We start from the raw sequence: 25,530 nt of genomic DNA on the forward strand, positions 1-25,530 counted from the left end.
ACAGCCGATCGGGGGTGTGCCCGGATCAGCCGAAGTCCGACATGATCTTGCTGACCTCTTGGTTCTGCTGCTCTTCCGTCGCCGAGTAGTTCTGACGGGTGGAGTCGACGGCTTCCTTGATGTCGTTGAGGATGTTGTTCATCTTGCGCGCATCCTCGTTCCACTGCTGCTGCAGGCGGTGGTAGGCGGTGGCCGCCTGACCCTGCCAGCCGCTGGCGATCTGCGAGATCACTCCGTCGAGGCGCTTGACCTCGCCCTGAACGGAGCCGTTGACCTCAGTGATCTTCGTGGACAGGGCCCGGAGCTCGTCCTCTGTTACCCGAAACTGTCCTGCCATGGCGCACCTTCCCCCATGCTCATCCTCGTGAACGTCTCAGTAGCCCGAAACGGGCTGCAGGGTCACCGTCCCAGCCGCGCAAAGAAACGGGCCGGCAGTTGACACCTTCAAGACAGTACCTTGCCCTACCGACACAGTCGTTCGCACGGCGGTACCGTCACACGGTCAACACACTGCCGCGACCAAGTCGTGACCCCTCTTCCACCGGGGTTTCACACCGTGCCCCGAGCCGCCCCCCGCGGCCTCCCCGTTCACTGCCAACTCCCGCCCCCGGTACGGGAGTTACGGCCTACCCCGAAATCGCCGCGAGTATGCCTCCGGGGCGTGCGCGGCGCCCGGACGGAGCGCGTCCGGGCTCGCGGAACGACGGGATCCGGACAACGGACGACGCCGCCCGCAGCGCACCCGGCTCCTGCCGGAAGCGCCGCGGACGGCGTCGTCGGGTCCGTCGCGGGACGGGTCAGAGACCCTGCTCCTGCGAGGCGTCCTTCGGGTCGAGCGCGGGGCCCTTGGGGATCAACGAGGCCCAGTTGTGCGGCACTTGGGACAGCTTGGTCTTCTCGTACCCCAGCCGGGCGCGGGCGCCCTTCTCCGCCTCGGCGCCGCCCTGCTGGCCACCGCCGCCGCTGGCGAGCGCGTAGCGCAGCCCGGAGTCGGTCATCAGGTACTGCGTACCGCCGCCGCCCTGGCCGCTGACCTCACGGAACAGCAGACCGGAACCGGAGCTGACGTAGGCGCTGGCCGAGCCGTCGACGAGGTTCGCCGGGTAGTCGGAACCGGCCCACGCCGCGAGCTTCGGGCGGCCGTCCTTCATCTTGCCGGTGTAGACGCTGCAGGAGACCGTGCGCGAGGTGCCGTTGATGCTGTCGGACTTGCGGTTCACGGGCTTGAGCACGTCCTCGGGCCAGCCCTTGCCGCCGCGCACCGTCTGACTGTTCGCGCCGCCCGCCGCGGCCTCGCGGGGCGTGACGCTGACCGGCTTCGTCTGGTTGAGCTCGGTCGCGCCCATCATCAGCTTGGCGACCAGCGGGCTGGTGCGCTGCACGCCGGTCTTCATGACGACGTAGTAGCTGGAGGTGCCCGCCGCCTCGGACTTCAGGACCGTGCCGATCTGACGCGCGTCCGCCGGGATCTCCATGACGCCGGAGAAGCTGGCGGGACCGCCCGCTGCGGCCGCGCCGATGGCCTCGAAGGTGATCGGCTCGCCCTCGTTGAAGGTGTCGAGCCACTGCGTGGTGACCGGCTGCGGCTGCCCGGCCTTGCTGCCCAGCACCAGCTCGGCGAGCAGGTCCCGGTTGGCGGTCTGCCGCTTGCCCTCCGGCCCACCCAGCATCAGCTTGGTGCCCCGGCCGTCGATCACGTACTGGTCACCCGTCTCGCTGTCCTCGACGTACAGCCCCTCGCCGTCCTTGAGACGGTTCTTGTTCTTCAGGGTGTTCTTGTCCTGGCCACCCATCACGAAGACGCCGCGCTGCGGTTCGCCGCCGCTCTTCGCACCCGGCTTCTCGCAGACCGCCCACTCCTTGGGCACGCCCGCGTCCTTCGGGTCGGGCAGCCGGTCGGGGGCGTACGGGATGCCGACGGTGGCACCGCGGGCGATCGAGCTCTTGTCGATGTCCTCGCCGCCGACCTCGATGACCTCGCCCTTGCCCTTGTCCAGGACGAGCTTGGCCGAGGCGTAGTTCAGGACGGGGTGGAGTTGCCCCTCCTTGTCCTTCTTGCTCTTCGGCAGGACCACGTAACGCGTCGTCGACTTGCTGTCCACGATGATGTGTTTGCCCGGCTCGTCCCAACCCTTGGGCGCACTCGGCTTGATGGCGCCCCACGCGACGAAACCCGCCACGAGTACGACACTCATCACCATGCTGGGCATCATGGCGCGTACCGGACGCGGAGCCTCCTCGTCGGACACTCTGGATTCCGGCTGCAAAAAGGCAGCAAGGGTGCGCTTCCGCGCAAAGGTGTGGGCGCTGAGCTCGTCCCGCCGCGTCGCCATCGGTCCCCGTCTCTCCCGTTCCCGTACTGGTGATACCCGGTGCCTGCTGGTCCCGGGCACGTTCGCCGGCACCCGCGCCCGGCGTGGTGATGTGCCGTCCGTGCTGCCGCGCGGGCCGCGCAACTGCGCCCCGGACGCGCGGTGTTCGTGCCGCCGCGGGGTGGCCCCCGGTGCCGCGGCGCGGCATCCGGAGGTGACCGTACGCGCGCCGCGCCGCACGTGATTGTCGTCCCTGCGGCGGCGTCCCTGCCACCCGTGGCGGCGGCCGGCCCCCGGCGGAACGTCCCGCGCCCGCAATGCTCGGCTGCACTACTATGCCGCCCCACGGTGCGTACGCAAACGCGCGGGTGGCAGCTCGGGTCGCGGTATCCGCACAAGGCCCTCACGGACCCTGCTGTCAGCCGTGTACCTGATGAGTATCCTGGCTGCTCGGCCGAAGTCGGTACGCCGCGGGCCGGTTCGGCCTCGTGTGCCGCTCGGACGCGCGCACAGCGCCCGTCCGGGCTCCAGCGTTCACGCGGACCCGCACCGGCCGACGAGGCGGTCCGGGCCCCACGGGGCTCCGCGCGCCGACCGAAGCCGAACGAAGCGACAGCCCGAAGCACCACCCGAAGCGCCCGCTGCCCGGCCCGCCGCCCGTCCGCAGGCCGAAGCCCGCGGAACGCGGCAACTGCCGCCAGCAGCAGGGCAGATGACACCTCGAAGGGGAAATACGGGGGATGACGAGCGCCACCCGCAGCCGGTCCCGGGGCCGGCGGGCCCCGCGTCAGCGGACTGACGAACAACAGCCCGCGCAGTCCGCGTCGCAGGGCCCCACCACCGCGACGCTCCGCCTGCGTACCCAGCCCGGCAGCCTCGGCCCGGTGCGACTGCAGCAGCTCGTGCTAATCGAGATCGCCGCGGGCCTGGTCCTGGTGGCCTGGATCCTGCAACCGTGGCTGGTCCTCCCGGCCGCCGTGGTCGCCGGTCTGCTCACGGTCGCCGCACTGGTGCGCCGCAGGCAGCACCCGCTCTCCGAGTGGTACGAGCTCAAGCGCTCGCTGCGGCGGCGCAAGCGCGAGGCGAAGCACCCGGTGCCCGCGGGCACCGACCCGAGCATGGCGCCGGTCGTCGAGTGCGACCCGGCCGTGCAGACCTCGACCTACGTGACGCGTGAGGACCGTGCCGTCGGCATGGTCGGCGACGGCACCTTCCTCACGGCGCTCATCGCCGTCGAGGGCAAGGACGCCCCGCTGCGCCCGGGCCGCCCGGGCCGCGTCGAGCGCCCGCTGCCGCTGGACGTGCTGCACGAGGCGCTGGAGACGGACGACATCCGGCTGGAGTCGGTGCAGATCGTCCAGCACACGCAGCCCGCGCCGGCGCCGCACCTGCCCGAGCAGTCCGTGGTGGCCCGGTCCTACGGTTCGCTGCAGGAGGCGTCGGGCATCCCGTCGCTGCGCATGACCTGGGTCGCGGTGAAGCTCACGCCCGAGCTGACGCCGGAGGCCGTCGAGGCGCGCGGTGGCGGACTCGGGGGCGCGCAGCGCTCCCTGGTGCGCGCCGCAGACCAGCTCGCGAGCCGCCTGGAAGGCGCCGGGTTCAGCGCGACGGTGCTGAACGAGGCGGAGGTCATCCAGGCCCTGGCCACCTCCAGCTGCCTCAACCCCCGGGCGAGCCAGAGCACTTCCTCCGACCGGCGCCCCGCGCAGCGGCGCACCGAGGAGTCCGTGCGCGGCTGGCGCTGCGACGACCGCTGGCACTCGACGTACTGGATCAGCCGCTGGCCGCAGGTCGGCCCGAACGCGGTCAGCGCCGCGCACCTGGCGTCGATCCTCACGTCCCTGCGTGTGTTCACCTCGGTCTTCAGCCTGACGATCGGACGGGGCGACGGCCGCTCGGCGCAGATCGCCGGGCACGTCCGGATCGTCACCCGCGGCGAGAACGACCTGGCCACGGCGCGGCGTGAACTCCAGCGCACGGCGGGCCGGGCCAAGACCGGTCTCGTCCCGCTCGACCGGGAACAGGTTCCCGGCGTGCTCGCCACCCTGCCCCTGGGAGGTACCAGCTGATGTCCGCTCCTCTGATGCCGCAGCAGACCGGGATGCCCGGCGCCGGCCTGGGCCGTCAGCAACAGCAGCAGGCGGCCGAGCCCGCGCAGCCCCGGCACGTCGCGACGCCGACCGACACCGGCATGATCCCGGTGATCGGCCGTCCCGACGAGTCCGAGGACGCCCCCCGCGGTCCGCGCCGCCCGGGCTTCGGCCTGCGCGGCCCGCGCCACCAGCGGCACTCCGTCGCCGTCGAGGAACTGGCCGCCATAGGCGTCCCGTTGGGCGACGACGGCGTGGTGATCGGCACGGACGCGCAGAAGCAGCCCGCGGTGCTCGGCCTCAGCCGCCGTACGGCGTACGACGTCCTGCTGATCGGCGGTCTGTGGACGGCCCAGGTGCTGGCGCTGCGCGCGGCGGGCACGGGTGCCCGGGTGGCCGTCGAGACGGGCCGTCCGCACGTGTGGCAGCCCCTGGTGCAGGCGGCCGGTGCCGAGCTGCAGTGCATCACCCTGCACGAGGTCGGCCGGGTGCCCTCGCTGGGCCCGTCCGTGAGCAGCCCCGTCGTGATCATCCGCGACGCGGGCATGAAGCCGCCCCGGGGGCGGGTCACTTCGGCGCCCTGGCAGTCCGTGGTGACGCTCCTGCCGTACCTCAGCCCGGCCGCGCCGCGGCTGCTGCAGACCTCCTCGCTGGTCGGCATCCAGCGGGTGTCGCCCGAGGAGTCGGGCCACCTGGCGCGCACGATGCGGCTGCCCCGCGAGGAGACGGAGACGCTCCCGACCCTCGGCGACGGCGTCACCCTGTGGTGCACCCGCAAGGACCGCTACTACTCGCTGACGCAGCCGACCGAGGCCGAGGCGGGCCTGCTCGGCACCGCGCGCCGCCTCGACTGAGTCACGCAGCAGGCAGCGGGCGGGTGCGCCGCGGCGCCAAGTGCGCGGAGAAAGCGGCGCAGTTGTCCGCTTTGACCCCTGTCCGTCCGGGAATCGGAGGGACAGGGGTCCTGTGTGAGAGAAAGTTGACCGGCGCTCGGTGTCCTCCGAGACTGGACCGAGACCTTCGGCTGGTTGAGTCGGATATCGAGTCGGAAGTGGCGTCGGACGAGAGCCGATGCCGAACAAGGCGGCCCCGCACCGAGCACCGGCGGGACCGCGGTGCCGTGCCCGGAGTTGTGATGATTAGGCTGGGTCACAGCGCAAGACCGGGGTGTGTGTGACCACAGCAGCAGGAGGCATTGTGAGCAGCGATCGGGACGAGATCCGCTGGGGCAGGACCGCGCCCGATACCGATGCGGAGAGCGCGCCCGAGCTCGAGACGGAGCAGACGGGCCAGTTCACGATCGACTACACGCCGCCCGCCTGGTACACGCGGGACGCGGACAGTTCCGCCGCGCCCAACACTCCTGGTGTGGGCTCCAATCCGGCCGGTCCGACGCCGCCCGCACCGCCCGTGCTCGGCCCGCCGCAGCCGCTGCCGGGGTCCCAGCCGCCCGCGCCCCAGACGCCCGAGCAGCAGGCACCCCAGGCACCCCAGCCGCCCCAGGCCCCGTTCAACCCGCAGGCACCTCAGGCTCCGCAGGCACCTCAGGCACCGCAGGCTCCGCAGGCCCAGGCACCGCAGACGCCGATGGCTCCGCAGGCACCCCAGGCACCGCAGGCCCAGGCACCGCAGGCACCCCAGGCCGACGAGCAGCAGGACTTCCCGCTGGCCGAGCCGCAGAGCCCCGCGGCGCAGAACCAGGCCACGGGCCCCGACTCCGCCGCGTCCGCCGGGACTTCGGAGCCGGCGGCCGGCTCGTCCTCCGAGACCTCCGGCGGCGGTGCCGCCGACCTCGAGGGCAGCGACACGATGCGCTTCTCCAGCGCCGCGCTCCGCCGCGAGCTCGACGAGATGGCCGCGGAGCGCCGCCGTCTGGAGGAGCAGAGCGCCTCCGCGAAGAGCGGCGCGTCCGGCTCCGGCGAGGAGAAGGACGGCGAGGCCCAGGAGGTACCCCGGGACGGAGCCTCCGCCCCGGCCGACTCCACGGGCGCCACCCCCGTCCCCGACGCCTCCGCCCCGGCCGAGCAGCCGGAGCAGGCCGCGGACGGCGCGGGCGAGACGCCGGACGCGGACGAAGCGGCCGCAGGCAGCACCCCCTCGGGTACGGCGTGGCCCGCCGCGCCCAGCAGCAGCGACGACGCGTCGAAGTCCACCGAACTCCCGCCGCTGCCCCCGGACTTCCAGGCCGCACAGCCGGCCGCGGGCGCCCAGCCCGGCCAGCCCGCCGCGGGCACCCCGGCGCAGGGCCAGCCCGCGCAGGGCCAGCCCGGCCAGCAGCAGCCCGGCGGTTACGGCTACCCCCAGCAGGGCGCGCCCGCACAGCAGCCGCAGCAGGGCGGTTACGGCTACCCGCAGCCCGGCCAGCAGCCCTACGGGGGCCAGCCGCAGCCCGGTCAGCAGCAGCCGGGTCAGATGCCGCCGCAGCAGGGCCAGCCGGGTCAGCAGCCCCAGCCGGGCGGCTACGGCTACCCGCAGCAGGGCCAGCAGCCCCAGCCCGGCCAGCAGCAGCCCAACGCGCCGCAGCCGCAGGGCGGTTACGGCTACCCGCAGCCCGGTCAGCCCCAGCACCCCGGCCAGATGCCGCCCCAGCAGGGCCAGCAGCCCCAGCCGGGCGGCTACGGCTACCCCCAGCCCGGCCAGCAGCCCCACCCGGGCCAGCCGCAGCCGGGCCAGCCCGGCCAGCCGCAGCCCGGCGGTTACGGCTACCCGCAGCAGGGCCAGCCCGCCCAACAGCCCCCGCAGCAGGGCCAGATGCCGCCGCAGCAGGGTCAGCCGGGCATGCCGCCGCAGGGCCAGCCCGGCCCGGCGGGCCCGCAGCAGGGCCAGCCCGGTGCCGACCCGGGCGCCGGTCTGCCCGGGCAGATGCCCGGCGAGGACGCGCGCCGGCAGGGCCAGGGCGGCAACCCGCTCGGTTACACGGCCGCCGTGGAGCTCTCCTCGGACCGGCTGGTCAACAACCGGCGCAAGCCGCGCTCGCAGAACCCGGCGCTGGGCGGCAAGTTCAAGTTCGGCGCCAAGAAGGAGGAGGCGGAGCGGCAGCGCAAGCTGGAGCAGATCCGTACGCCCGTCCTCTCCTGCTACCGCATCGCGGTGATCAGCCTGAAGGGCGGCGTCGGCAAGACCACGACGACGACGGCGCTGGGCTCCACACTGGCCTCGGAGCGCCAGGACAAGGTCATCGCGATCGACGCGAACCCGGACGCGGGCACCCTGGGCCGCCGGGTGCGCCGGGAGACGGGCGCGACGATCCGCGACCTCGTCACGTCGATCCCGTACCTGAACAGCTACATGGACCTGCGCCGGTTCACCTCGCAGGCGGCGTCCGGTCTGGAGATCCTGGCCAACGACGTCGACCCGGCCGTCTCGACGACCTTCAACGACGACGACTACCGCCGCGTCATCGACATCCTGGGCAAGCAGTACCCGATCATCCTCACCGACTCGGGCACCGGTCTGCTCTACTCCGCGATGCGCGGCGTCCTCGACCTCGCCGACCAGCTGGTCATCATCTCCACCCCGTCGGTGGACGGCGCCAGCAGCGCGAGCACCACGCTCGACTGGCTCTCCGCGCACGGCTACGGGGACCTGGTCCAGCGCAGCATCACGGTCATCTCCGGGGTCCGCGAGACCGGCAAGATGATCAAGGTCGAGGACATCGTGGCGCACTTCGAGACGCGCTGCCGCGGCGTCGTCACCATCCCCTTCGACGAGCACCTCTCCGCCGGTGCCGAGCTCGACCTGGAGATGATGCGCCCGAAGGTCCGCGAGGCGTACTTCAACCTGGCCGCGCTCATCGCCGAGGACTTCTCCCGCCAGCAGCAGGAGCACGGCCTGTGGTCGGGCAACGGCAACAACCCGCCCCAGCAGATGGCCCCGCCCATGCCGGGCCAGGGCCAGCCGATGCCCGGGCAGCAGGTGCCGGGCCAGCAGGTGCCGGGCCAGCCGTACGGCGGCCAGCCCTACGGGGGCCAGCAGCCGCAGCCGGGCCAGCAGCCGTACCCGCCGCAGCAGGGCCAGCCGTACCCGCAGCAGGGCGGCGGCTGGCAGCAGCAGCCGCAGCCGGGCCAGCAGCCCTACCCGCCGCAGCAGTGAGCACCGGCCCCTGAGCGTCCGACGCGACGGGGCCACCGCGCCGACAAAAGGGCCGGCCCGGGGAGTTGATCCCCGGGCCGGCCCTTCGGCGTGCGGCAGGCGCGGTCAGCCGTCGGTGCCCGTCCCGGCTTCGGCGACCAGTTCGCGGGAGCGCTCGACGTCCTGCGCCATGCGCTCCAGCAGCGCGTCCAGCGTGTCGAACTTCTCCTGCCCGCGGAGGTACGCGAGGAAGTCCACCGCCACGTGCATCCCGTACAGGTCCAGCCCGACGCGGTCGATCGCGTACGCCTCGACCGTGCGCTCGGTGCCCTCGAACTGCGGGTTCGTGCCCACCGAGATGGCCGCCGGCATGGCCTCGCCGTCCACGGTCAGCCAGCCCGCGTACACCCCGTCGGCGGGGACGGCGGTGTGCTGGAGGGTCTCCACGTTCGCCGTGGGGTAGCCGAGTTCGCGCCCGCGCTGTGCGCCGCGCACCACCACGCCCTCGACCCGGTGCGGCCGGCCCAGCACCTCGGCGGCGCCGACGACGTCGCCCTCGGCGATCAGCTGCCGGGTCAGCGTCGAGGAGAACGGCACGCCGCCCCCGGCCTTCCCGCGCTGGTAGAGGTCGACCACGACGACGTCGTAGTCGTAGGTGCGGCCCAGCTCGCCGAGCAGGGCCACGTCCCCCGCGGCCTTGTGCCCGAAGCGGAAGTTGGGGCCCTCGACGACGCTGCGCGCGTGCAGCTTGTCGACCAGCACCTTCACCACGAAGTCGGCGGGCGAGAGCTGCGAGAACTCCGCGGTGAACGGCAGCACCAGCACCGCGTCCACCCCGAGCTCGCCCATCAGCTCGGCCCGGCGCTCGTGCGGGGCCAGCAGCGGCGGATGGCTTCCGGGCCGGACGACCTCGCTCGGGTGCGGGTCGAAGGTGACGACGACGGCGGGGACGCCGAGTTCCCTGGCCCGCTCCACCGTCCTGCCGATGATCAGCTGGTGCCCGCGGTGCACCCCGTCGTACGAGCCGATGGTGACGACGCTGCGCCCCCAGCCCTCCGGAATGTCCTCCAAGCCACGCCAGCGCTGCACGTCCCGCTCCTCGCCGATGCCAATGGTTTCGCCGGTCCAAGGGTGCCATGCCGCTTCCCGGCGCTCGCACGGGACCCGCGTCTGTCCGCACAGCACCCGTCACCCCACGTGCGGACCCGGCCGCGCTACGGCTCGGCCCGCGCCCGGCACAGCCCAGGAACCCCCGCCTCCGGCCCGGCATCCTCCGCTTCCGGCCCCTCCTGCCCCGTCGCACCCCCGTGGCCTGCCGGTACGCCGGTGCCCTGGCCCGGCACCCTGCCCTCCGCCTCCGCTCCCCCGCCGGACGCCCACTCCTCCGGCGCCCCGGCGATCCAGGCCCGTACCGTCCGCGCGAACCCCGGGATCTCGCGGGCGAGTTCGAGCAGGCGCCGGTCGAAGGCGAGCGCGCCCTCCGGGGTGCGGGACATCAGCCGGCCGAGCCGGCGGACCTGCCCGGCCGGTGCCGCGCCGCCCCGCCGCCCGTACCGCCGCACCACCGCGGCCAGCAGCTCCTCCAGCACCAGCGGGTCCCGCTCCCGGGCGAGCAGCGCCTCCGTCAGCTCCTCGCCGTCCTCGGTGCCGCCCAGCTCGCGGACGAGGCGGGCGCGCAGCGCCGGCTCCGCGCCCTGCAACCGCGCCACCAGCAGGGCGAGCGCCTCCCCCGCCGAGGGCCCGCGCCCCAGCAGGCCGCGCAGATAGGTGGCGACGGCGTCCCCCGCCGCCTCGGGCCGCAGCTCCGCGTACTCCCCGGCCAGCTCGGCCACCCGCCGGGCCGCCACCGGCTCGCGCACCTGCGCCAGCGCCCGCAGCAGCGCGGTCGCGCCCGGTCCCGGCTGGTGCAGGCGCGCCCGGAAGACGTGCCGTACGACGTCCGGGTGCCGGGCGAGGGCGCTGCCGAGGGCCCCCGCGAGCGCCGGCTCGCCCGTGGCCGCCAGGTGCTCGACGGCGGCGGCGAGATGGGGGCTGCGGCCGCCCGCGTCCCGCACCAGCACCGCGAGCGCCCGCGCGCGCTGCCGCGGCCCGTCGTTCCGCTCCAGCAGGTCGCCCGCGGCGCGGCGGAGCAGCGCGCGGTCCTCGTCGGTGCGGGCCAGCGGGACGGCGCGGTGCGCGTAGGCCGCGGCGGCGGCGCGGTGCTCGACCTCGTCCGCGCGCGCCCAGCGGGCGACGGCGCGGCACAGCGCGGACGGTTCCTCGTGCAGCAGCTCGGCGAGAAGCTCGTCGGCGCGGGGGTGCCGGGCGCGCAGCAGGACGTCGAGCAGCCCGTCGAGACCGGCCGCTCGGTGCGCGTAGAGCAGGGCCTGTGCGGCGGTGGCGACGGTCGGGGACGCGGCGCCGTCGTGGCAGGGCAGCGGGCGCGCATCCCGGAACCAGTCGCACAACAGGGTCTGGACGGCGTGCGGTTCGGCGTCCAGCAGGGTGCCGACGGCGTCGATGAACCGCACCCGCGTCCCCGCTTCCGGCGCCGCCTCGCTGCCGTGCGGCGGGTCGGCGGGCAGCAGGACGCGGAGCAGGTCGAGCCGGCCGGCGGCCGGGAGCGGCAGTGCGGCCCAGAAGCCGGGGCCGAAGCAGGTGCAGGTCGCCGGGTCGGCGAGCGGTCCGCCGTCCCCGGAGGCGGCGATCCGCTCCGCGAGAGTGCGCAGGAGGTCCAGGTACGGGCGGGCGTCGGGCAGTCCGAGCAGCGTCTCGGTCAGCAGATGGGCCGCCCACCAGCGCGCCTCCCCGCCGTCCTCGGGCGCGGCCCGGGCCTCCGGCGCCGCGCGGTCGGCCAGCGGCCACAGCCGCGAGGCCAGCGCACCGGGGCCCTCGTTCCGGCCGCACAGCAGCAGGGCCTGCACCACGGGTCCGATCCGGTGCCGGGGCACGGGTACGCCCGCGCGCCGCCGGCCTATGAGCGCGTCCAGCGCCGCGTCGAGCTCCAGGTGCGCGCCCTGCACCCAGTCGCCCAGCTCCTCGTCGGCGAAGCGGTACCCCTCGCCGGCCGGGACGAGGACCTCCTCGGCCAGCACCGCCGAGGCCCAGCCGCTGCTCCACGGGAAGATCTCCTCGAACGAGGCGATGTCCAGCTCCCCCTGCCCCGGCCCCAGCGCGCGCCGCGCCGCCTCGTGCAGCTGCCCCGAGGCGGCCGCGGCCAGCCGCCGCACCGCCGCGGCACCCGGCGCCGGACGCACCCCCGCCGCCAGCCGGACCGCGACCCGCAGGCAGAGCAGGCCGAGGTACCCGGAGAGCAGCTCGGCCCGGTCCGGCACCCGCGCGCCCTCCCGGCCGTCCGCGCCGCCCGGCTGGGCCGCGCGGATCTCGGCGAGCATCCGTATCGCGAGCGGGTGGCGCGCGTCCCGCGGGGCGAGGACGCCCTCGGGCAGCCCGTGCCGTTGCCTGGCCGCGGCCGCCTGCCGCGCCGGGAGCCCGCCGAGCCGTACGCAGGGCGGCAGGCGCGTGCCCCGGTGCGAGTCCGCGCCGTACGCGCCTCCGCCCTGCCCCGGGCCGGGGTGCAGCATGCCGCCGGGGAAGAGCCGTCCGGCCTGCTCCCAGTACTCGGGGCGGCAGGCGACGACCAGGCGCGCGCCGGAGGCCCGCAGCCAGCTCGCCGTACCGGCCGTCCAGCCGCGCAGCGCGTGCGCGAGCCGGGGCGGCATCTCCTCCGGTGCGTCGAGCAGGACGAGCAGGGGGCGCCCGGCGTCGCGGGCCAGCCGGGCGACGACGTCGGCATTGGCCTCCCCCGGGTCGCCCGTGAACGGCCCGGCCGGGGCCGCGGTGACGATCCGCGCGGCCCCGGCCAGCGCCCGGCCCACGGCCTCGCGGAGGCTGCCGTCCTCGGCCAGCAGATCGGCGCCCCGCAGCCACACCGTCGGCGCGGGCTCGGCGCCCACGGCCCGCCGCGCCGCCAGCGCCGCCAGCTCGGTGCTCCGGCCGGTACCGGGCCGTCCGACGAGTGCCAGTACGGACGCGTGCCCCGCGGCGAACTCCCGCAGCGCGCCCACGACTTCGGCCCGCTCCACCGTCCCGGCCGCCCGCGCGGCCGCCGGGCCCACGGAGGTGGCGGTCAGCTCCAGCGCCCCCGCGAGGTTGAGGTCGGGCCCGAAGCCGGGCACCACCGCGCCGTTGCGCGCGAGCAGCGCGCCCAGCGGCCCGTACGCGGCGGGCGTCCCGGGCGGCCGCAGCGGCACCGCGAGCGCGTCCGGCCCCGCCTCGTCCGCGTCCCGCGCGCGCAGCGCGGCGCCGACGACGGCGAGCACGGCGCCGGTGCCCGCGTCGGCCACCGGGGCTCCGGGGGCGCACCGGCTCAAGCGCAGCCGCCCGGGCCCGTCCGGCAGCCGCAGCCCGAGGACGCCGTCGAGCCGGTGCCGTCCCTGGGGCGTGGCGTACCCGGCGGCGGTCCAGCCGGTGATCCGCGCGGCGAGCCAGCCCCCGTCCGGCAGCCCGACGCGTACCTCCCGGCCGGCCACCCGCGCCCGCTCGGCGGCGAACACCGCGGGCCTGACCCGGTCCTCGGCACGCTCGGCCCGGACGAGCCCGGGGACGCGGACGAACGCGAGGTCCCAGCCGGGCAGCGGCGTGACGTCCTCGGCGGCGACGCGGTGCTCGGCGCCGGAGGGGGCGCGGACGACGGCCGGCCCGTCCAGCGCCTCGTGGCTGGTGACGAGCGTGCCGAGACCGTCGGCGACGCATCCCGTGCCCCGCGTGCGTCCGCCGGGGCCGAGGATCCGCACCAGCGTGGGCTCCCCACGCACCGCCACCATTGCCCGAACCTCCCCGACGGCCCAACGCGTCGAGCCTAAGGGGGAGTTGATCAGCCACGCAGCGCGTTCGCGGAACGCGCCCCCGTGCACGCCCCGGCACGCGCCGAGCGCCCGCACGATGGAGTGAATCCGGGGCCCGCCCCGTACGGGACGGGCCCCGGAAGCGGAGCCGATGCGCGCGGACCGCCGTCAGGCGAACACGGCGAGGCTCTTCGCCTTGCCGTTCTTCTCCTCGACCAGCGCGATGAACCGGTCCTCGGGGCCGAACACCGCGACCGGCCCCTCCTTGCCCTGCCGGGCCACCGGCGCCGGCATCGTCAGCTGCACGCCGTTGCCCAGCAGCCGCGCCTTGTCCGCGTCGAGGTCCCAGCGCGGGAACGCCTGGGCAGCCGCCTCGGCGAGCGGCAGCAGCGAGATCTCGCCCGCCTCGTCGACCTCGCCCTGCAGCGCCTCCAGGCTCCGCGCGCCGTCCAGCTTGTACGGGCCGACCCGGGTACGGCGCAGCGCCGACAGATGCCCGCCGCAGCCGAGGGCCACCCCGAGATCGCGGGCCAGCGCCCGCACGTACGTGCCCGAGGAGCAGACGACGGACACCAGCAGGTCCGTGACGGGTGTCCCGTCCTCGGCCCGCTCCTCCCGCACGTCGTGCACCAGGAACGAGGAGATCGTCACCGGCCGCGCGGCCAGCTCGACGTCCTCGCCCTCGCGCACCCGCGCGTAGCTCCGCTTGCCGTCCACCTTCACCGCGCTGACCTTGGACGGCACCTGCATGATGTCGCCCGTCAGCTCCGCGACGGCCGCGTCGATCGCCGCACGGGAGAGCCCCTCGGCGCCCTCGGACGCGGTGAACTCCCCCTCGGCGTCCTCCGTCACGGTGGACTGCCCGAGGCGGACCGTCGCGACGTACTCCTTCTCCGTCAGCGCGAGATGCCCCAGCAGCCGGGTCGCCTTCTCGACGCCGATGACGAGCACACCGGTGGCCATCGGGTCCAGCGTCCCCGCGTGCCCGACCCGCCGGGTACGGGCGATGCCGCGCATCTTCGCGACGACGTCGTGCGAAGTGAACCCGGCGGGCTTGTCGACCACGACAAGCCCGCCGGGCCCGTTGTCCTTCTTCTTCGCCACAGGTCAGACGCCCTTGTTCCCGGCGGACCCCTCGGAGTCCTCCGCCTCGGCGCCCTCCTCGTCCTCGCCCGGCTTCCGGTACGGGTCGGCCTCGCCGGCGTACACGGCACCGGAGGACGCCTTGCGCACCTCCTCGTCGGAGGCCTTCGCCCGGGCGAGGAGATCCTCCATCGTGCGGGCGTTCTCGGGCAGGGCGTCGGGCACGAAGGTGAGGCTCGGGGTGTGCTTCACCCCGGCCGCCGAGCCGACGGCCGAGCGCAGCACGCCCTTCGCGCTCTCCAGCCCGGCCGCCGCCGCCTCCCGGTCGGCGTCGTCCCCGTAGACCGTGTAGAAGACCGTCGCCTCCCGCAGGTCCCCGGTGACCCGGGTGTCCGTGACGGTCACGTGCGAGCCGAGCCGGGGGTCCTTGATGCCCCGGTGCAGCTTCTCCGCGACCACCTCACGGATGAGGTCCGCCAGCCTCTTGGCCCGCGCATTGTCGGCCACTGGTCCGCTCCTTGCTTATTCGTCTTCGTCTGTGTGGAACCGCCGCCGCGTCGACAGCAGCTCCACCTCCGGCCGGGCGGCCACGAGACGCTCGCACCGGTCGAGTACGTCCGTCACATGCTCCGGGTCCCCGGACACCGCCGCCAGTCCGATCCTGGTCCGGCGGTAAAGATCCTGCTCGCCGACCTCCGCCGCCGTCACCGCGTACTTGCGCTGAAGCTCGGCGACGATCGGGCGGACGACAGAACGCTTCTGCTTGAGCGAATGGACATCGCCCAGCAGCAGGTCAAAAGAGAGAGTCCCTACATACACGCGGTGATGTTACGCGGAACGGCCGGGGCCGATCGACGGAGTTTCCCGCCGACCGGCCCCGGTACCGATCACACGCCCTGCGCGCTGAGCTCAGCCGCGCAGTGTCTTCCGCACGGCTCAGCCGCGCGGCTTCTCGCGCATCTCGTACGTCGCGATGACGTCGTCGATCTTGATGTCGTTGAAGTTTCCGAGGTTGATACCACCCTCGAAGCCCTCGCGGATCTCGGTGACGTCGTCCTTGAAGCGGCGCAGACCCTCGATGTTGAGGTTCTCCGCGACGACCTTGCCGTCGCGCAGCACCCGGGCCTTGGTGTTCCGCTTGACCTCGCCGGAGCGGATGAGCACACCCGCGATGTTGCCGAGCTTGGACGAGCGGAAGATCTCGCGGATCTCCGCCGTACCGAGCTCGACCTCCTCGTACTCCGGCTTCAGCATGCCCTTCAGGGCCGCCTCGATCTCCTCGATGACCTGGTAGATCACCGAGTAGTAGCGGACATCCACGCCCTCGCGCTCGGCCATCTGCGTCGCGCGCCCCTCGGCGCGGACGTTGAAGCCGATGACGATGGCGTCGGAACCCGTCGCCAGGTCGATGTCGGTCTCGGTGACCGCACCGACGCCGCGGTGCAGGATCCGCAGGTCGACCTCTTCGCCGACGTCCAGCTGCAGCAGCGAGGACTCCAGGGCCTCGACCGAACCGGAGGCGTCGCCCTTGATGATGAGGTTGAGCTGCTGGACCTCGCCCGCCTTGAGCACCTTGTCCAGGTCCTCCAGCGAGACCCGGCGGGTCCGCTTGGCGAAGGCCGCGTTCCGCTCGCGGGCGGCACGCTTCTCGGCGATCTGACGGGCCGTACGGTCCTCGTCGACCACCAGGAAGTTGTCGCCGGCGCCCGGGACGTTGGTGAGACCGAGCACCAGGACGGGGGTCGAGGGACCCGCTTCCTTGATGTTCTCGCCCTTGTCGTCGAGCATCGCGCGCACCCGGCCGTAGGCGTCGCCCACGACCATGGTGTCGCCGACCTTGAGCGTGCCGCGCTGGACCAGGACGGTCGCGACGGCGCCGCGGCCGCGGTCGAGGTGGGCCTCGATCGCGATGCCCTGCGCGTCCTGCTCCGGGTTGGCCCGCAGGTCGAGCGCCGCGTCGGCGGTGAGCACGACGGCCTCCAGCAGGGCGTCGATGTTCTCGCCCTGACGTGCGGAGATGTCGACGAACATGGTGTCGCCGCCGTACTCCTCGGCCACCAGCCCGTACTCGGTCAGCTGACCGCGCACCTTGGTCGGGTCCGCACCCTCGACGTCGATCTTGTTGACCGCGACGACGATCGGGACCTCGGCCGCCTTGGCGTGGTTCAGCGCCTCGACCGTCTGCGGCATGACGCCGTCGTTGGCCGCGACCACGAGGATCGCGATGTCGGTCGACTTGGCACCGCGGGCACGCATGGCGGTGAAGGCCTCGTGACCCGGAGTGTCGATGAAGGTGAGCTTGCGCTCCTCGTCATTGACCTCGGTGCTGGCCTGGTACGCGCCGATGTGCTGGGTGATGCCGCCGGCTTCGCCCTCGATCACGTTGGTCTTGCGGATCGCGTCCAGCAGGCGGGTCTTGCCGTGGTCGACGTGACCCATGACCGTGACCACCGGGGGACGCGGCATGAGCGCCGTCTCGCCGCCCTCGTCCTCGCCGAACTCGATGTCGAAGGACTCGAGAAGCTCGCGGTCCTCCTCCTCCGGGCTGACGATCTGGACGGTGTAGTTCATCTCGTCGCCGAGCAGCTGCAGCGTCTCGTCGGAGACGGACTGCGTCGCGGTGACCATCTCGCCCAGGTTGAACATCACCTGGACCAGCGACGCCGGGTTGGCGTTGATCTTCTCCGCGAAGTCCGTGAGCGAGGCACCACGCGACAGCCGGACGGTCTCGCCCTTGCCGCGCGGGAGCATCACGCCGCCGACGGACGGCGCCTGCATCTGCTCGTACTCCTGGCGCCTCTGCCGCTTCGACTTGCGGCCACGACGGGCCGGACCGCCGGGACGGCCGAAGGCACCCTGCGTGCCGCCGCGGCCACCGGGACCACCGGGACGCCCGGCGAAACCGGGACGACCGCCACCGCCGCCACCCGGACGACCGGCGAAACCGCCGCCGCCACCGGGACGACCGCCACCGCCGCCGCCGGGACGCCCGGCGAAGCCGCCGCCACCGCCGGGACGGCCACCGCCGCCCGGACGGCCACCGCCGCCACCGGGACCACCACGGCCCGGACCGGGACGCGGCCCGGCAGCCGGACGCTGCGGCATCATGCCCGGGTTCGGACGGTTACCGCCGCCACCGGGACGCGGACCGCCCTGACCGCCACCGGCCTGCGGACGCGGCATGTTGCCCGGGCTCGGACGACCGCCGCCCGGCGCCTGCGGGCGCGGGCCGCCGCCCTGACCCTGGCCGCCGCCCTGGCCCTGACCGGGCTTCGGAGCGGGGGCACCGGGCTTGGGGGCACCACCGGGACGGGGCGCCTGCGGGCGCGCCATGCCGGTCGAACCACCGGAGGTGAAGGGATTGTTGCCGGGGCGCGGGCCGGAGGCACGGCCACCCGGCTTCGGGGCCTGACCCGGCTTGGGCGCCTGGCCGCCACGGCCCTGGCCGCCCTGGCCCTGACCGCCCTGGCCGCCCGGCTTGGGCGCACCCGGCTTCGGGGCCTGGGCGCCCGGCTTCGGCGCACCCGGCTTCGGACCGCCCGGCTTGGGCGCGGCCTCACCGGACGGACCGGCCGGCGGCGCGGTGAACTCGGGCTTCGCGGGGCCCGGCTTCGGGGCACCCGGCTTGGGCGCACCGCCCGGCTTCGGCGCCTCGGGCGCGGCCGGGGTGACCGGCGCCGAGGTCTCGCCGGAGTCGCTCTTCGGGGTCACCGGGGCCGCGGGACCCGGCTTCGGGGCGCCGGGCTTCGGCGCTCCCGGCTTCGGTGCGGCAGCACCCGGCTTCGGGGCGCCCGGCTTGGGCGCGGCGGACTTGCCGCCGGACGGCTTCGGGGCGGACTTCTTGGCGCCACCGGCGCCACCGTCCGCGTCGAAGGCATCCGTCAGCTTGCGGACAACCGGCGCCTCGATGGTCGAGGACGCCGAACGGACGAATTCCCCAAGTTCTTGGAGCTTGGCCATGACGACCTTGCTCTCGATTCCAAGCTCCTTGGCGAGCTCGTATACCCGGACCTTAGCCACTTCGCTCCTTACGGCCCGGGGGATGTCCGCCGGACCTTCGCTACTTATGCATGGGCGTACTCATCGCGTACTCATCGAGTGCTCATCGCAATCTCGACCTACTTCCGACTCGCGAGGTACCTACTCCCCGCACGGAACTCCGTGCGGGCTGTCTTACGGTGTTGCCTGCTCGATCCGCACCACGTGCTCACGCAGATCCGCGGTGTCGAACGGTCCCGGACCCCGGAAGGCCCGGTTGAACGCCCGGCGGCGGACGGCCTGCTCAAGGCAGGCGACGGTGGGGTGCACATAAGCACCCCGGCCGGGCAGCGTACCGCGAAGATCGGGGACGCAGCGCCCCTCGATCAGCACCACACGCAACAGTCCGCGTTTGTCCGAACATTCCCGGCAACCCACACAGGTGCGCTCAGGGCTCACTCCGGTCCGCGTCCGGCCAGACACTCCTCAAGTCTACCTTCCTGAGCGGCCTGCTCCCCTGGGGGGTGAACAGGCCGGCATCACGTTTTCAGCCCTCTTCGGGCCGGCTTCCCCGGTCCGCCTGTCCGGCCGCCGGAGCAGCCGCCTGACCTGCGGTGTGACCGGGAGCGTCCGCGGTGTCGGGACGGATGTCGATGCGCCAGCCGGTCAGCCGGGCGGCGAGACGGGCGTTCTGCCCCTCCTTACCGATGGCCAGTGACAGCTGGTAATCGGGCACCGTCACCCGGGCCGAACGGGCCGCGAGGTCGATGATCTCCACCTCGCTGACGCGGGCCGGCGAGAGCGCGTTGGCCACCAGCTCGGCGGGGTCCTCGGACCAGTCGACGATGTCGATCTTCTCGCCGTGCAGCTCGGCCATGACGTTGCGCACGCGGCCGCCCATCGGGCCGATGCAGGCGCCCTTGGCGTTCAGCCCGGCACGCGCCGAGCGCACCGCGATCTTCGTGCGGTGCCCGGCCTCGCGCGCGATCGCGCAGATCTCCACCGAGCCGTCGGCGATCTCCGGGACCTCGAGCTCGAAGAGCTTCTTCACCAGGTTCGGGTGGGTCCGCGAGAGCGTCACCGAGGGGCCGCGGACACCCTTGGCGACCCGGACGACGTACGTCCGCAGCCGGGTGCCGTGCGAGTAGTCCTCGCCCGGGACCTGCTCCTGCGGGGGCAGGATGGCCTCCAGCTTGCCGATGTCGACCAGCACGCTCTTGGGGTCCTTGCCCTGCTGGACCTGGCCGGCGACGACGTCGCCCTCGCGGCCCGCGTACTCGCCGAAGGTGACCTCTTCCTCGGCGTCCCGCAGCCGCTGCAGGATGACCTGCTTGGCCGTCGTCGCGGCGATCCGGCCGAAGCCGGTGGGGGTGTCGTCGAACTCGCGCGGCTCGGCACCCTCCTCCAGGTCCGCCGGGTTCTCCTTCGCCCACACCGTCACGTGGCCGGTCTTGCGGTCCAGCTCGACGCGTGCGTTGCGGTAGCTGCCCTCGGTGCGGTGGTACGCGATGAGGAGGGCCGACTCAATCGCCTCGACCAGCAGGTCGAGGGAGATCTCCTTCTCCCTCACCAGCCCTCGCAGGGCACTCATGTCGATGTCCACGGTTACGCCTCCTCGCTTCCTTCTTCGGCGGCCGCGGACTCGTGCTGCGCCTTCTTCTCAGCGGCCTTGCGGTTGAACTCGATCTCCACGCGCGCCTTCGCGATCTCCTCGAACGCGAGACGGCGCGGGGTGGGCTTGCGGCCCTTCACTCCGGGAATCTCGAGGTCCAGACCCTCGTCGTCCACGGAGATGACACGTGCGGTGACCTCTCCGCCCCCGGCCTCGTCCGTCAGGTGCGCCTTGACTAGCCGGCCGACGGCGCGGCGGAAGTGCCGCGGCTGCGTCAGCGGGCGGTCGGCGCCCGGCGAGGTGACTTCGAGGACGTAGGGCGCGCCTCCCATGACGTCGGACTCGTCGAGCTTGTCGGAGATCACGCGGCTCAGATCGGCGCACGCGTCCAGCTCGACGCCCTCGTCGGAATCGACCACTACGCGGAGTACGCGCCGCTTGCCCGCCGGGGTGACCTCGATCTCCTCAAGATCCATTCCCTGCTCGCCGACCAGCGGTTCCAGCAGTCCGCGCAGCCTCTCGCTCTGGGTCGTACTCATCCGGGTGACTCCTCGGCCGCGTCTGCTGTTGTCGGGGACCTCGTACGGGAGGACGCATTCGGGTAAAGCCTATCGTCTGCCGCGGGCGACGCCGACCAGACGGGCGATCCGTGCGGGATGCCCGGTGCGTCCGGGTACGCATGGTGCGCCGCGGGTGGCCCCGTCAGGGGTGCGCGGAGGCACCGGCTACGCTCGCGTGGCGGTGATCACCGCCACCCGAGAACCATCCGGGGTTACCCAGGCGATGCCCATGTTCAGGGAGTTCACCATGCCGCTCAGGCCGCCCCCGGCTGCCCCGGACCTCCGCAGGAGGTCGCTCGTCACCGCCGCCGTACTGAGCGCCTCGGGCGCCTCGCTCCTCGTCTCCGGATGCAGCGGCGACGGCGAGGACCAGGACGCGGCCGAGCACACCCCCGAGGCCGAGCGGCTGCGCGCCGCCGAGGCCGGCCGTCGCCGCACCCTGCTGGAGCGCTACGACGCGACCGTCGCCGCGCACGCCCCCCTCGCCGCCCGGCTGAAGCCGCTGCGCACGGCGGTGGCGCGGCAGGCCGAGGCGCTCGACGGGAAGAGCCGGCGGGGCCGGGGCGGGGCGGCCGCCTCGGCGCGGCCGGAGAAGGAGAAGCGGCCCGAGGTGCCCGCGAAGGAGAAGGACGCGCTCGCCGCGCTCGCCGAGGAGGAGCGGCAGGCCGCCGACCGGCACACCGCGGCGCTGGCCGGCGCCCCGCCCGAACTGGCCCGGCTGCTGGCCTCGGTGGCGGCGGCCGGCGCCGCGCACGCGTACCTGCTCGGGGAGAAGGAGGAGGCATGAGCCGGACCGGGGAGACGGACACGGAGCCGGAGCTGGTCGAGGCGCTGCGCGCCGCGCTCGCCGCCGAGCACGCGACGGTGTACGGCTACGGCGTCGTCGGCGGCCGGATCTCCGACGCCCGCCGCGAGGAGGCCCGCGAGGCGCACGACGCGCACCGGGCCCGCCGGGACGAGCTGCACCGGACGGTGCGCGAGCTGGGCGGCGAGGCCGAGCCGGCGGCCGCCGCGTACTCCCTGCCCTTCGCCGTCCCGGACGGCCCGGCCGCGGTGCGGCTGGCCGCCGAGCTGGAGGACCGGCTGGCCGGCGCGTACGCGGATCTCGTACGGGCCAGCGAGGGGCGGCGCCGGCGGGACGCGGCGGGGGCGCTGAGCGAGGCGGCGGTCCGCTCGGCACGGTGGCGCGGCGGCGGCGTAGCCTTCCCTGGGCTCACCGAACGTGCCGCGGACCGGCGCCGGGCGCCCTCGGGCGAGGTGCCCTCCGGGGCGCCGCCGCCCAGCGGGCCCGCGTGAGCCGGGACGGCCGCACCGTTCCGGCGCACGTCCGCCGGGCCGCGCGTCCGGGCCGGCAGGTGTGAAGTGCCGGTGCCCGCAGTCCGGTTGACCGTCCCAGGACCGCCGCCCCGGCGGTGGCCCCGCCCCTTGTCGTCGTCCGAAAGGCCCACGTCTCCGCATGCCTTCTGCACTGCCCCTCGATCCCCCGCAGCGGCTGGTGCGCGCCCTCGGTTCCCTGCGCGGCTACGCGGGTGAGGAGGTCGAGGCCGAGGCCGACGCCTGGCTCGCCGCGCTGCCCCGGCTGCTCGAAGAGACGCTGAAGCGCTGGGAGTTGACGGCGGAGCGGGTCGTGGCCCCGGGCGGGCGCGGCAGCCTCGTGGCGCTCGTGCGGCAGCCGGACGGTGCGCCCGCCGTGCTGAAGCTGCTCGCGCCGGATCTCGCCGGGTCCCGGCTGCGGGCCGAGCGGGAGGGTGCGGCGCTGGCGCAGTGGGACGGCTGGGGTGCGGTGCGGCTGCTGCGGTCGGCGCCGGAGGACGGGGCGCTGCTGCTGGAGCGGCTGCACGGCGAGATGTCGCTGCGTTCGCTGCCGGAGGCGAAGGCGATGCTGGAGGCCGTCTCGGCGGCGCGGAGGCTGTGGGTCACGCCCGCCCCGGAGCCGGCGGGCGGCGAGGGCGTCTTCGAGACGGTCGCCGAGCACACCGCCGAGGAGATCGGGTTCCTGCGCGGCGCGGTGCCCGAGGAGGTGCTGCCACTGCTGGAGGAGGCACTTCAGCTGCGTGCCGCGCTGCTCGCCGAGCCGCCCGAACAGGTGCTGCTGCACGGGGACTTCCGGCAGGGCGCCGTCCTCGCCGCGGACGCGGAACGGGCCAGATGGCTGGCCGTCGGCCCCGAGCCGCTGCTCGGCGAACGCGCCTACGACCTGGCCCGGCTGACCCGGGACCGGCTGCACGACCTGGTGGCCTCCCCCGGCGCCGCGGCCGCCACCCGGCGCCGCATCCACAAGCTCGCCGACTCCCTCGACGTCGACCGGGAGCGGCTGCGCGGCTGGTCGCTGTACCGGGCCGTGGAGTCCGGCATCCGGCACATGGCGAGCGGGCGGCGCGAGGACGGGGAGATCCTGCTGGAGTTCGCGGGCTGGCTGTAGCCCCGGCCCGACGGACAGGACGGACACCACGACGCACAGCGGGCCCCGGCCGGAACTCTCCGGCCGGGGCCCGCTGTTGGTGCTTCGGTCAGCCCGCGAGGGCGGCGAGGCGGCTGACCGCCTCGTCGACGGGGAGTTCCTCGCGCTCGCCGGTGCGGCGGTCCTTGAGCTCGACGACGCCGTCCTTGGCGCCGCGTCCCGCGACCAGGATGGTGGGCACGCCGACCAGTTCCGCGTCGGTGAACTTCACGCCGGGCGAGACGCCGGCGCGGTCGTCGACGAGCACCCGGACGCCCGCGGCGCCGAGCTTCTCCGCGACGTCCAGGGCGAGTTCGGTCTGCAGCGCCTTGCCGGCGGCGACGATGTGCACGTCGGCCGGGGCGATCTCGCGGGGCCAGCACAGGCCCTGCTCGTCGGCGGTCTGCTCGGCGATGGCGGCGACGGCGCGGGTGACGCCGATGCCGTAGGAGCCCATCGTCACGCGGACGGGCTTGCCCTCCTGGCCGAGGACGTCCAGCTCGAAGGCGTCCGCGTACTTGCGGCCGAGCTGGAAGATGTGGCCGATTTCGATCGCCCGGTCGAGCTCGATGCCGGTGCCGCACTTGGGGCAGGGGTCGCCGGCCTCGACGACGACCAGGTCGACGTAGGTGTCCGGCTCGAAGTCCCGGCCCGCGACGACGTTCCGCGCGTGCTTGCCCTCCGTGTTGGCGCCGGTGATCCAGGCGGTGCCGGGGGCGATGCGCGGGTCGGCGAGGTACCGGAAGGAGGTGCCGGCCAGGCCGCCCTGGGGGCCGATGTAGCCGCGGACGAGGTCGGTGCGCCCGGTGAAGTCCTCGGCGGTGAAGGGCTCGACGACGGCCGGGGCGAAGAACTCCTCGACCTTGCCCATGTCCACCTCGCGGTCCCCGGGGACGCCGAGCGCGACGAGCTCGCCCGCGGCGCCAGCCGCTGATGTATCCGTGACCTTGACCAGCAGGTTCTTCAGGGTGGCCGAGGCGGGGACGCCGAGGTGCTCGGCGAGGGCCTCGATGGTCGGGGTGTCCGGGGTGTCCAGCTCCTCGACGGCGCCGTGCGCGGCGCCCTCGACGGGCTTGACCTCGACGTGCAGCGCCTCGGTGTTGGCGGCGTAACCGCACTGCGGGCACTGCGCGTAGGTGTCCTCGCCCGCGGCGGCCGGGGCGAGGAACTCCTCGGAGGCGGAGCCGCCCATCGCGCCGGAGATGGCGGAGACGATGCGGTAGTCCATCCCGAGCCGCTCGAAGATCCGCTGGTAGGCGGCGCGGTGCAGGTCGTAGGAGGTCTGGAGGCCCTCGTCGGAGACGTCGAAGGAGTAGGAGTCCTTCATGGTGAACTCGCGGCCGCGGAGGATGCCGGAGCGGGGACGGGCCTCGTCCCGGTACTTCGTCTCGATCTGGTAGAGGACGACGGGCATGTCCTTGTAGGACGTGCACTGGTCCTTGACCAGCAGCGTGAAGATCTCCTCGTGCGTGGGGCCGAGGAGGTAGTCGCCGCCCTTGCGGTCCTTGAGGCGGAACAGCTCGGGGCCGTACTCCTCGTAGCGGCCCGAGGTCTCGTACGGCTCCTTCGGCAGCAGCGCGGGGAGCTGGACCTCCTGGGCGCCGACCGCGTCCATCTCCTCGCGGACGACGCGGGTGACGTTCTCCAGCACCTGCTTGCCGAGCGGCAGCCAGGTCCAGATGCCGGCGGCGGTGCGGCGTACGTAACCGGCGCGGACCAGCAGCTTGTGGCTGAGCGTCTCGGCATCGGCCGGGTCGTCGCGCAGTGTCTTCAGCATCGACCGGGACAAGCGCTGGACTCGGGCTGCCATGGGGTTCTCCTGCTCGGGGCGTACGACGTACTCGGGCTGACAAACGGATCGGTCCGTTCGGCAAGTGGAATGCCGTCGAGACTATCCGGCCGCGGTCACGGCACGGAAATGGGTTCAGCGGCGGCGCAGCGGAAGCGGGGCGCCCATCACCGCGTACGGGCTGGGCGCGCTCGGGAAGATCACCCGGCGGGCGAGGTCCCGGTAGCCGAGCGAGCGGTACAGGGCGCGGGCCGGGCTCTCGGTGTCGAGCGCCGAGAGCAGCGAGCGGGGTTCGCCGGCGCCGTCGGTCAGCGTGGTGATCAGCCTGCGGCCGAGGCCGCGCCCCTGGTGGAGCGGGTGGACGTGCAGTTCGGTGACGACGAAGGCGTCGCTGAGCCAGTCGGCGTTGCCCTCCTGCCGCAGGTAGGGGTGGACGACGGTGGACCACCACTGGGTGCGGTCGTTGGGCATCCCGTAGGCGAAGCCGACGAGCCGGCCCTCGGGCGTGGTCGCGCCGAAGGCGCGCGTCCCCGGCGTCGCGAAGTGGCGCAGCACGATGGGGCGGCGGACGTCGACCTCGTCGTCGGTGAGCCCGAACGCGACCGCCTGTACGGCGAGCGCCTCGTCCACCCGCGCCCGCAGGTCGAGCGGTGCGACGAGCGCCTCGCGGGGGGCCCGGGGGGAGCCACCGGAAGAATGCAGCATGCGGGGGAGGCTACCGCCGCGCGCCGGGGCGGCGAACCGATCCCGGCGGACGCACGGATGTGTG

19 protein-coding genes are annotated in these 25,530 nt (G+C 74.1%); 6 read left to right on the forward strand and 13 right to left on the reverse strand.

The genetic code is table 11. From position 1 onward, the window contains the following. Window positions 1–25: 25 nt before the first annotated feature. Window positions 26–337: a WXG100 family type VII secretion target gene (locus tag HCC30_RS20880; protein WP_169444159.1), complete on the reverse strand. Its 312-nt coding sequence runs from the start codon at window positions 335–337 to the stop codon at window positions 26–28. A 460-nt stretch (window positions 338–797) separates the two neighbouring features. Further along, entirely contained in the window at window positions 798–2,333 is a 1,536-nt protein-coding gene (eccB, locus tag HCC30_RS20885) for a type VII secretion protein EccB (RefSeq protein ID WP_169444160.1), read from the reverse strand. 863 nt (window positions 2,334–3,196) lie between these two features. On the opposite strand from eccB, the gene eccE reads away from it, so the two are divergent. The 3 genes from eccE (at window position 3,197) to HCC30_RS29045 (ending at window position 8,494) form a co-directional block, all read left to right on the forward strand. Next, the gene (eccE, locus tag HCC30_RS20890) at window positions 3,197–4,381 is read left to right on the forward strand and encodes a type VII secretion protein EccE (protein ID WP_346776734.1); all 1,185 of its coding nucleotides are present in this window, start codon (window positions 3,197–3,199) and stop codon (window positions 4,379–4,381) included. Between the two features lie 122 nt (window positions 4,382–4,503). Then, window positions 4,504–5,256 (forward strand): hypothetical protein, encoded by a 753-nt coding sequence (locus HCC30_RS20895; RefSeq protein WP_240979781.1) that lies wholly within the window; start codon window positions 4,504–4,506, stop codon window positions 5,254–5,256. A 343-nt stretch (window positions 5,257–5,599) separates the two neighbouring features. Continuing rightward, the gene (locus HCC30_RS29045) at window positions 5,600–8,494 is read left to right on the forward strand and encodes an SCO5717 family growth-regulating ATPase (protein ID WP_169444162.1); all 2,895 of its coding nucleotides are present in this window, start codon (window positions 5,600–5,602) and stop codon (window positions 8,492–8,494) included. A gap of 105 nt (window positions 8,495–8,599) precedes the next feature. On the opposite strand, the gene HCC30_RS20905 is transcribed toward HCC30_RS29045, so the two are convergent. From HCC30_RS20905 to rimP, 9 genes are all read right to left on the reverse strand, one after another. Next, window positions 8,600–9,562 (reverse strand): bifunctional riboflavin kinase/FAD synthetase, encoded by a 963-nt coding sequence (locus HCC30_RS20905; RefSeq protein WP_169444163.1) that lies wholly within the window; start codon window positions 9,560–9,562, stop codon window positions 8,600–8,602. Between the two features lie 125 nt (window positions 9,563–9,687). Next, window positions 9,688–13,278 (reverse strand): serine protease, encoded by a 3,591-nt coding sequence (locus HCC30_RS20910; protein WP_169444164.1) that lies wholly within the window; start codon window positions 13,276–13,278, stop codon window positions 9,688–9,690. A 189-nt stretch (window positions 13,279–13,467) separates the two neighbouring features. Then, window positions 13,468–14,403 carry a tRNA pseudouridine(55) synthase TruB gene (truB, locus tag HCC30_RS20915; protein ID WP_169444165.1) on the reverse strand — a complete coding sequence of 312 codons (936 nt, stop codon included), beginning with the start codon at window positions 14,401–14,403 and terminating at the stop codon, window positions 13,468–13,470. Between the two features lie 3 nt (window positions 14,404–14,406). Beyond that, on the reverse strand, window positions 14,407–14,889 hold the full coding sequence (rbfA, locus tag HCC30_RS20920) for a 30S ribosome-binding factor RbfA (RefSeq protein ID WP_169444166.1): 483 nt from the start codon (window positions 14,887–14,889) through the stop codon (window positions 14,407–14,409). Window positions 14,890–14,904: 15 nt separating this feature from the next. Beyond that, the gene (locus tag HCC30_RS20925) at window positions 14,905–15,201 is read right to left on the reverse strand and encodes a DUF503 domain-containing protein (protein ID WP_169444167.1); all 297 of its coding nucleotides are present in this window, start codon (window positions 15,199–15,201) and stop codon (window positions 14,905–14,907) included. A 117-nt stretch (window positions 15,202–15,318) separates the two neighbouring features. Continuing rightward, window positions 15,319–18,402: a translation initiation factor IF-2 gene (gene infB, locus HCC30_RS20930; RefSeq protein ID WP_169444168.1), complete on the reverse strand. Its 3,084-nt coding sequence runs from the start codon at window positions 18,400–18,402 to the stop codon at window positions 15,319–15,321. Between the two features lie 153 nt (window positions 18,403–18,555). Continuing rightward, window positions 18,556–18,843: a YlxR family protein gene (locus HCC30_RS20935; protein WP_169444169.1), complete on the reverse strand. Its 288-nt coding sequence runs from the start codon at window positions 18,841–18,843 to the stop codon at window positions 18,556–18,558. A 64-nt stretch (window positions 18,844–18,907) separates the two neighbouring features. Further along, window positions 18,908–19,963, reverse strand: a complete 1,056-nt coding sequence (gene nusA / locus HCC30_RS20940; protein WP_169444170.1) for a transcription termination factor NusA — start codon at window positions 19,961–19,963, stop codon at window positions 18,908–18,910. 2 nt (window positions 19,964–19,965) lie between these two features. After that, window positions 19,966–20,511, reverse strand: a complete 546-nt coding sequence (gene rimP / locus HCC30_RS20945; protein WP_169444171.1) for a ribosome maturation factor RimP — start codon at window positions 20,509–20,511, stop codon at window positions 19,966–19,968. 268 nt (window positions 20,512–20,779) lie between these two features. Between rimP and HCC30_RS20950 the strand changes: the two genes are divergently transcribed. The 3 genes from HCC30_RS20950 to HCC30_RS20960 all read left to right on the forward strand — a co-directional run bounded on the left by HCC30_RS20950 (window position 20,780) and on the right by HCC30_RS20960 (window position 22,954). Further along, on the forward strand, window positions 20,780–21,319 hold the full coding sequence (locus HCC30_RS20950; RefSeq protein ID WP_169444172.1) for a hypothetical protein: 540 nt from the start codon (window positions 20,780–20,782) through the stop codon (window positions 21,317–21,319). Then, entirely contained in the window at window positions 21,316–21,828 is a 513-nt protein-coding gene (locus tag HCC30_RS20955; protein WP_169444173.1) for a ferritin-like domain-containing protein, read from the forward strand. The genes HCC30_RS20950 and HCC30_RS20955 overlap by 4 nt, the downstream gene beginning before the upstream one ends. Window positions 21,829–21,988: 160 nt before the next feature. Next, window positions 21,989–22,954, forward strand: a complete 966-nt coding sequence (locus tag HCC30_RS20960; protein WP_169444174.1) for an aminoglycoside phosphotransferase family protein — start codon at window positions 21,989–21,991, stop codon at window positions 22,952–22,954. Between the two features lie 88 nt (window positions 22,955–23,042). Here HCC30_RS20960 and HCC30_RS20965 read toward each other — a convergent pair whose 3' ends face one another. Both HCC30_RS20965 and HCC30_RS20970 read right to left on the reverse strand, forming a co-directional pair. After that, window positions 23,043–24,782, reverse strand: a complete 1,740-nt coding sequence (locus tag HCC30_RS20965) for a proline--tRNA ligase (protein ID WP_169444175.1) — start codon at window positions 24,780–24,782, stop codon at window positions 23,043–23,045. A gap of 114 nt (window positions 24,783–24,896) precedes the next feature. Then, a complete protein-coding gene (locus HCC30_RS20970) occupies window positions 24,897–25,466 on the reverse strand; it encodes a GNAT family N-acetyltransferase (RefSeq protein ID WP_169444176.1) in 570 nt (189 codons plus the stop codon). Window positions 25,467–25,530 lie beyond the last annotated feature (64 nt).

It is taken from the genome of Streptomyces sp. HNM0574 (assembly GCF_012726235.1).
GTDB lineage: Bacteria > Actinomycetota > Actinomycetes > Streptomycetales > Streptomycetaceae > Streptomyces.

What these genes read in the sequence shown, in the direction of transcription:
- HCC30_RS20880 (WP_169444159.1), bottom strand. Translation starts at nt 337, where the DNA reads ATGGCAGGACAGTTTCGGGTAACAGAGGACGAGCTCCGGGCCCTGTCC.
- eccB (WP_169444160.1), bottom strand. Translation starts at nt 2,333, where the DNA reads ATGGCGACGCGGCGGGACGAGCTCAGCGCCCACACCTTTGCGCGGAAG.
- HCC30_RS20895 (WP_240979781.1), top strand. Translation starts at nt 4,504, where the DNA reads ATGATCCCGGTGATCGGCCGTCCCGACGAGTCCGAGGACGCCCCCCGC.
- HCC30_RS20910 (WP_169444164.1), bottom strand. Translation starts at nt 13,278, where the DNA reads ATGGTGGCGGTGCGTGGGGAGCCCACGCTGGTGCGGATCCTCGGCCCC.
- rimP (WP_169444171.1), bottom strand. Translation starts at nt 20,511, where the DNA reads ATGAGTACGACCCAGAGCGAGAGGCTGCGCGGACTGCTGGAACCGCTG.
- HCC30_RS20950 (WP_169444172.1), top strand. Translation starts at nt 20,780, where the DNA reads ATGCCGCTCAGGCCGCCCCCGGCTGCCCCGGACCTCCGCAGGAGGTCG.
- HCC30_RS20955 (WP_169444173.1), top strand. Translation starts at nt 21,316, where the DNA reads ATGAGCCGGACCGGGGAGACGGACACGGAGCCGGAGCTGGTCGAGGCG.
- HCC30_RS20960 (WP_169444174.1), top strand. Translation starts at nt 21,989, where the DNA reads ATGCCTTCTGCACTGCCCCTCGATCCCCCGCAGCGGCTGGTGCGCGCC.
- HCC30_RS20965 (WP_169444175.1), bottom strand. Translation starts at nt 24,782, where the DNA reads ATGGCAGCCCGAGTCCAGCGCTTGTCCCGGTCGATGCTGAAGACACTG.
- HCC30_RS20970 (WP_169444176.1), bottom strand. Translation starts at nt 25,466, where the DNA reads ATGCTGCATTCTTCCGGTGGCTCCCCCCGGGCCCCCCGCGAGGCGCTC.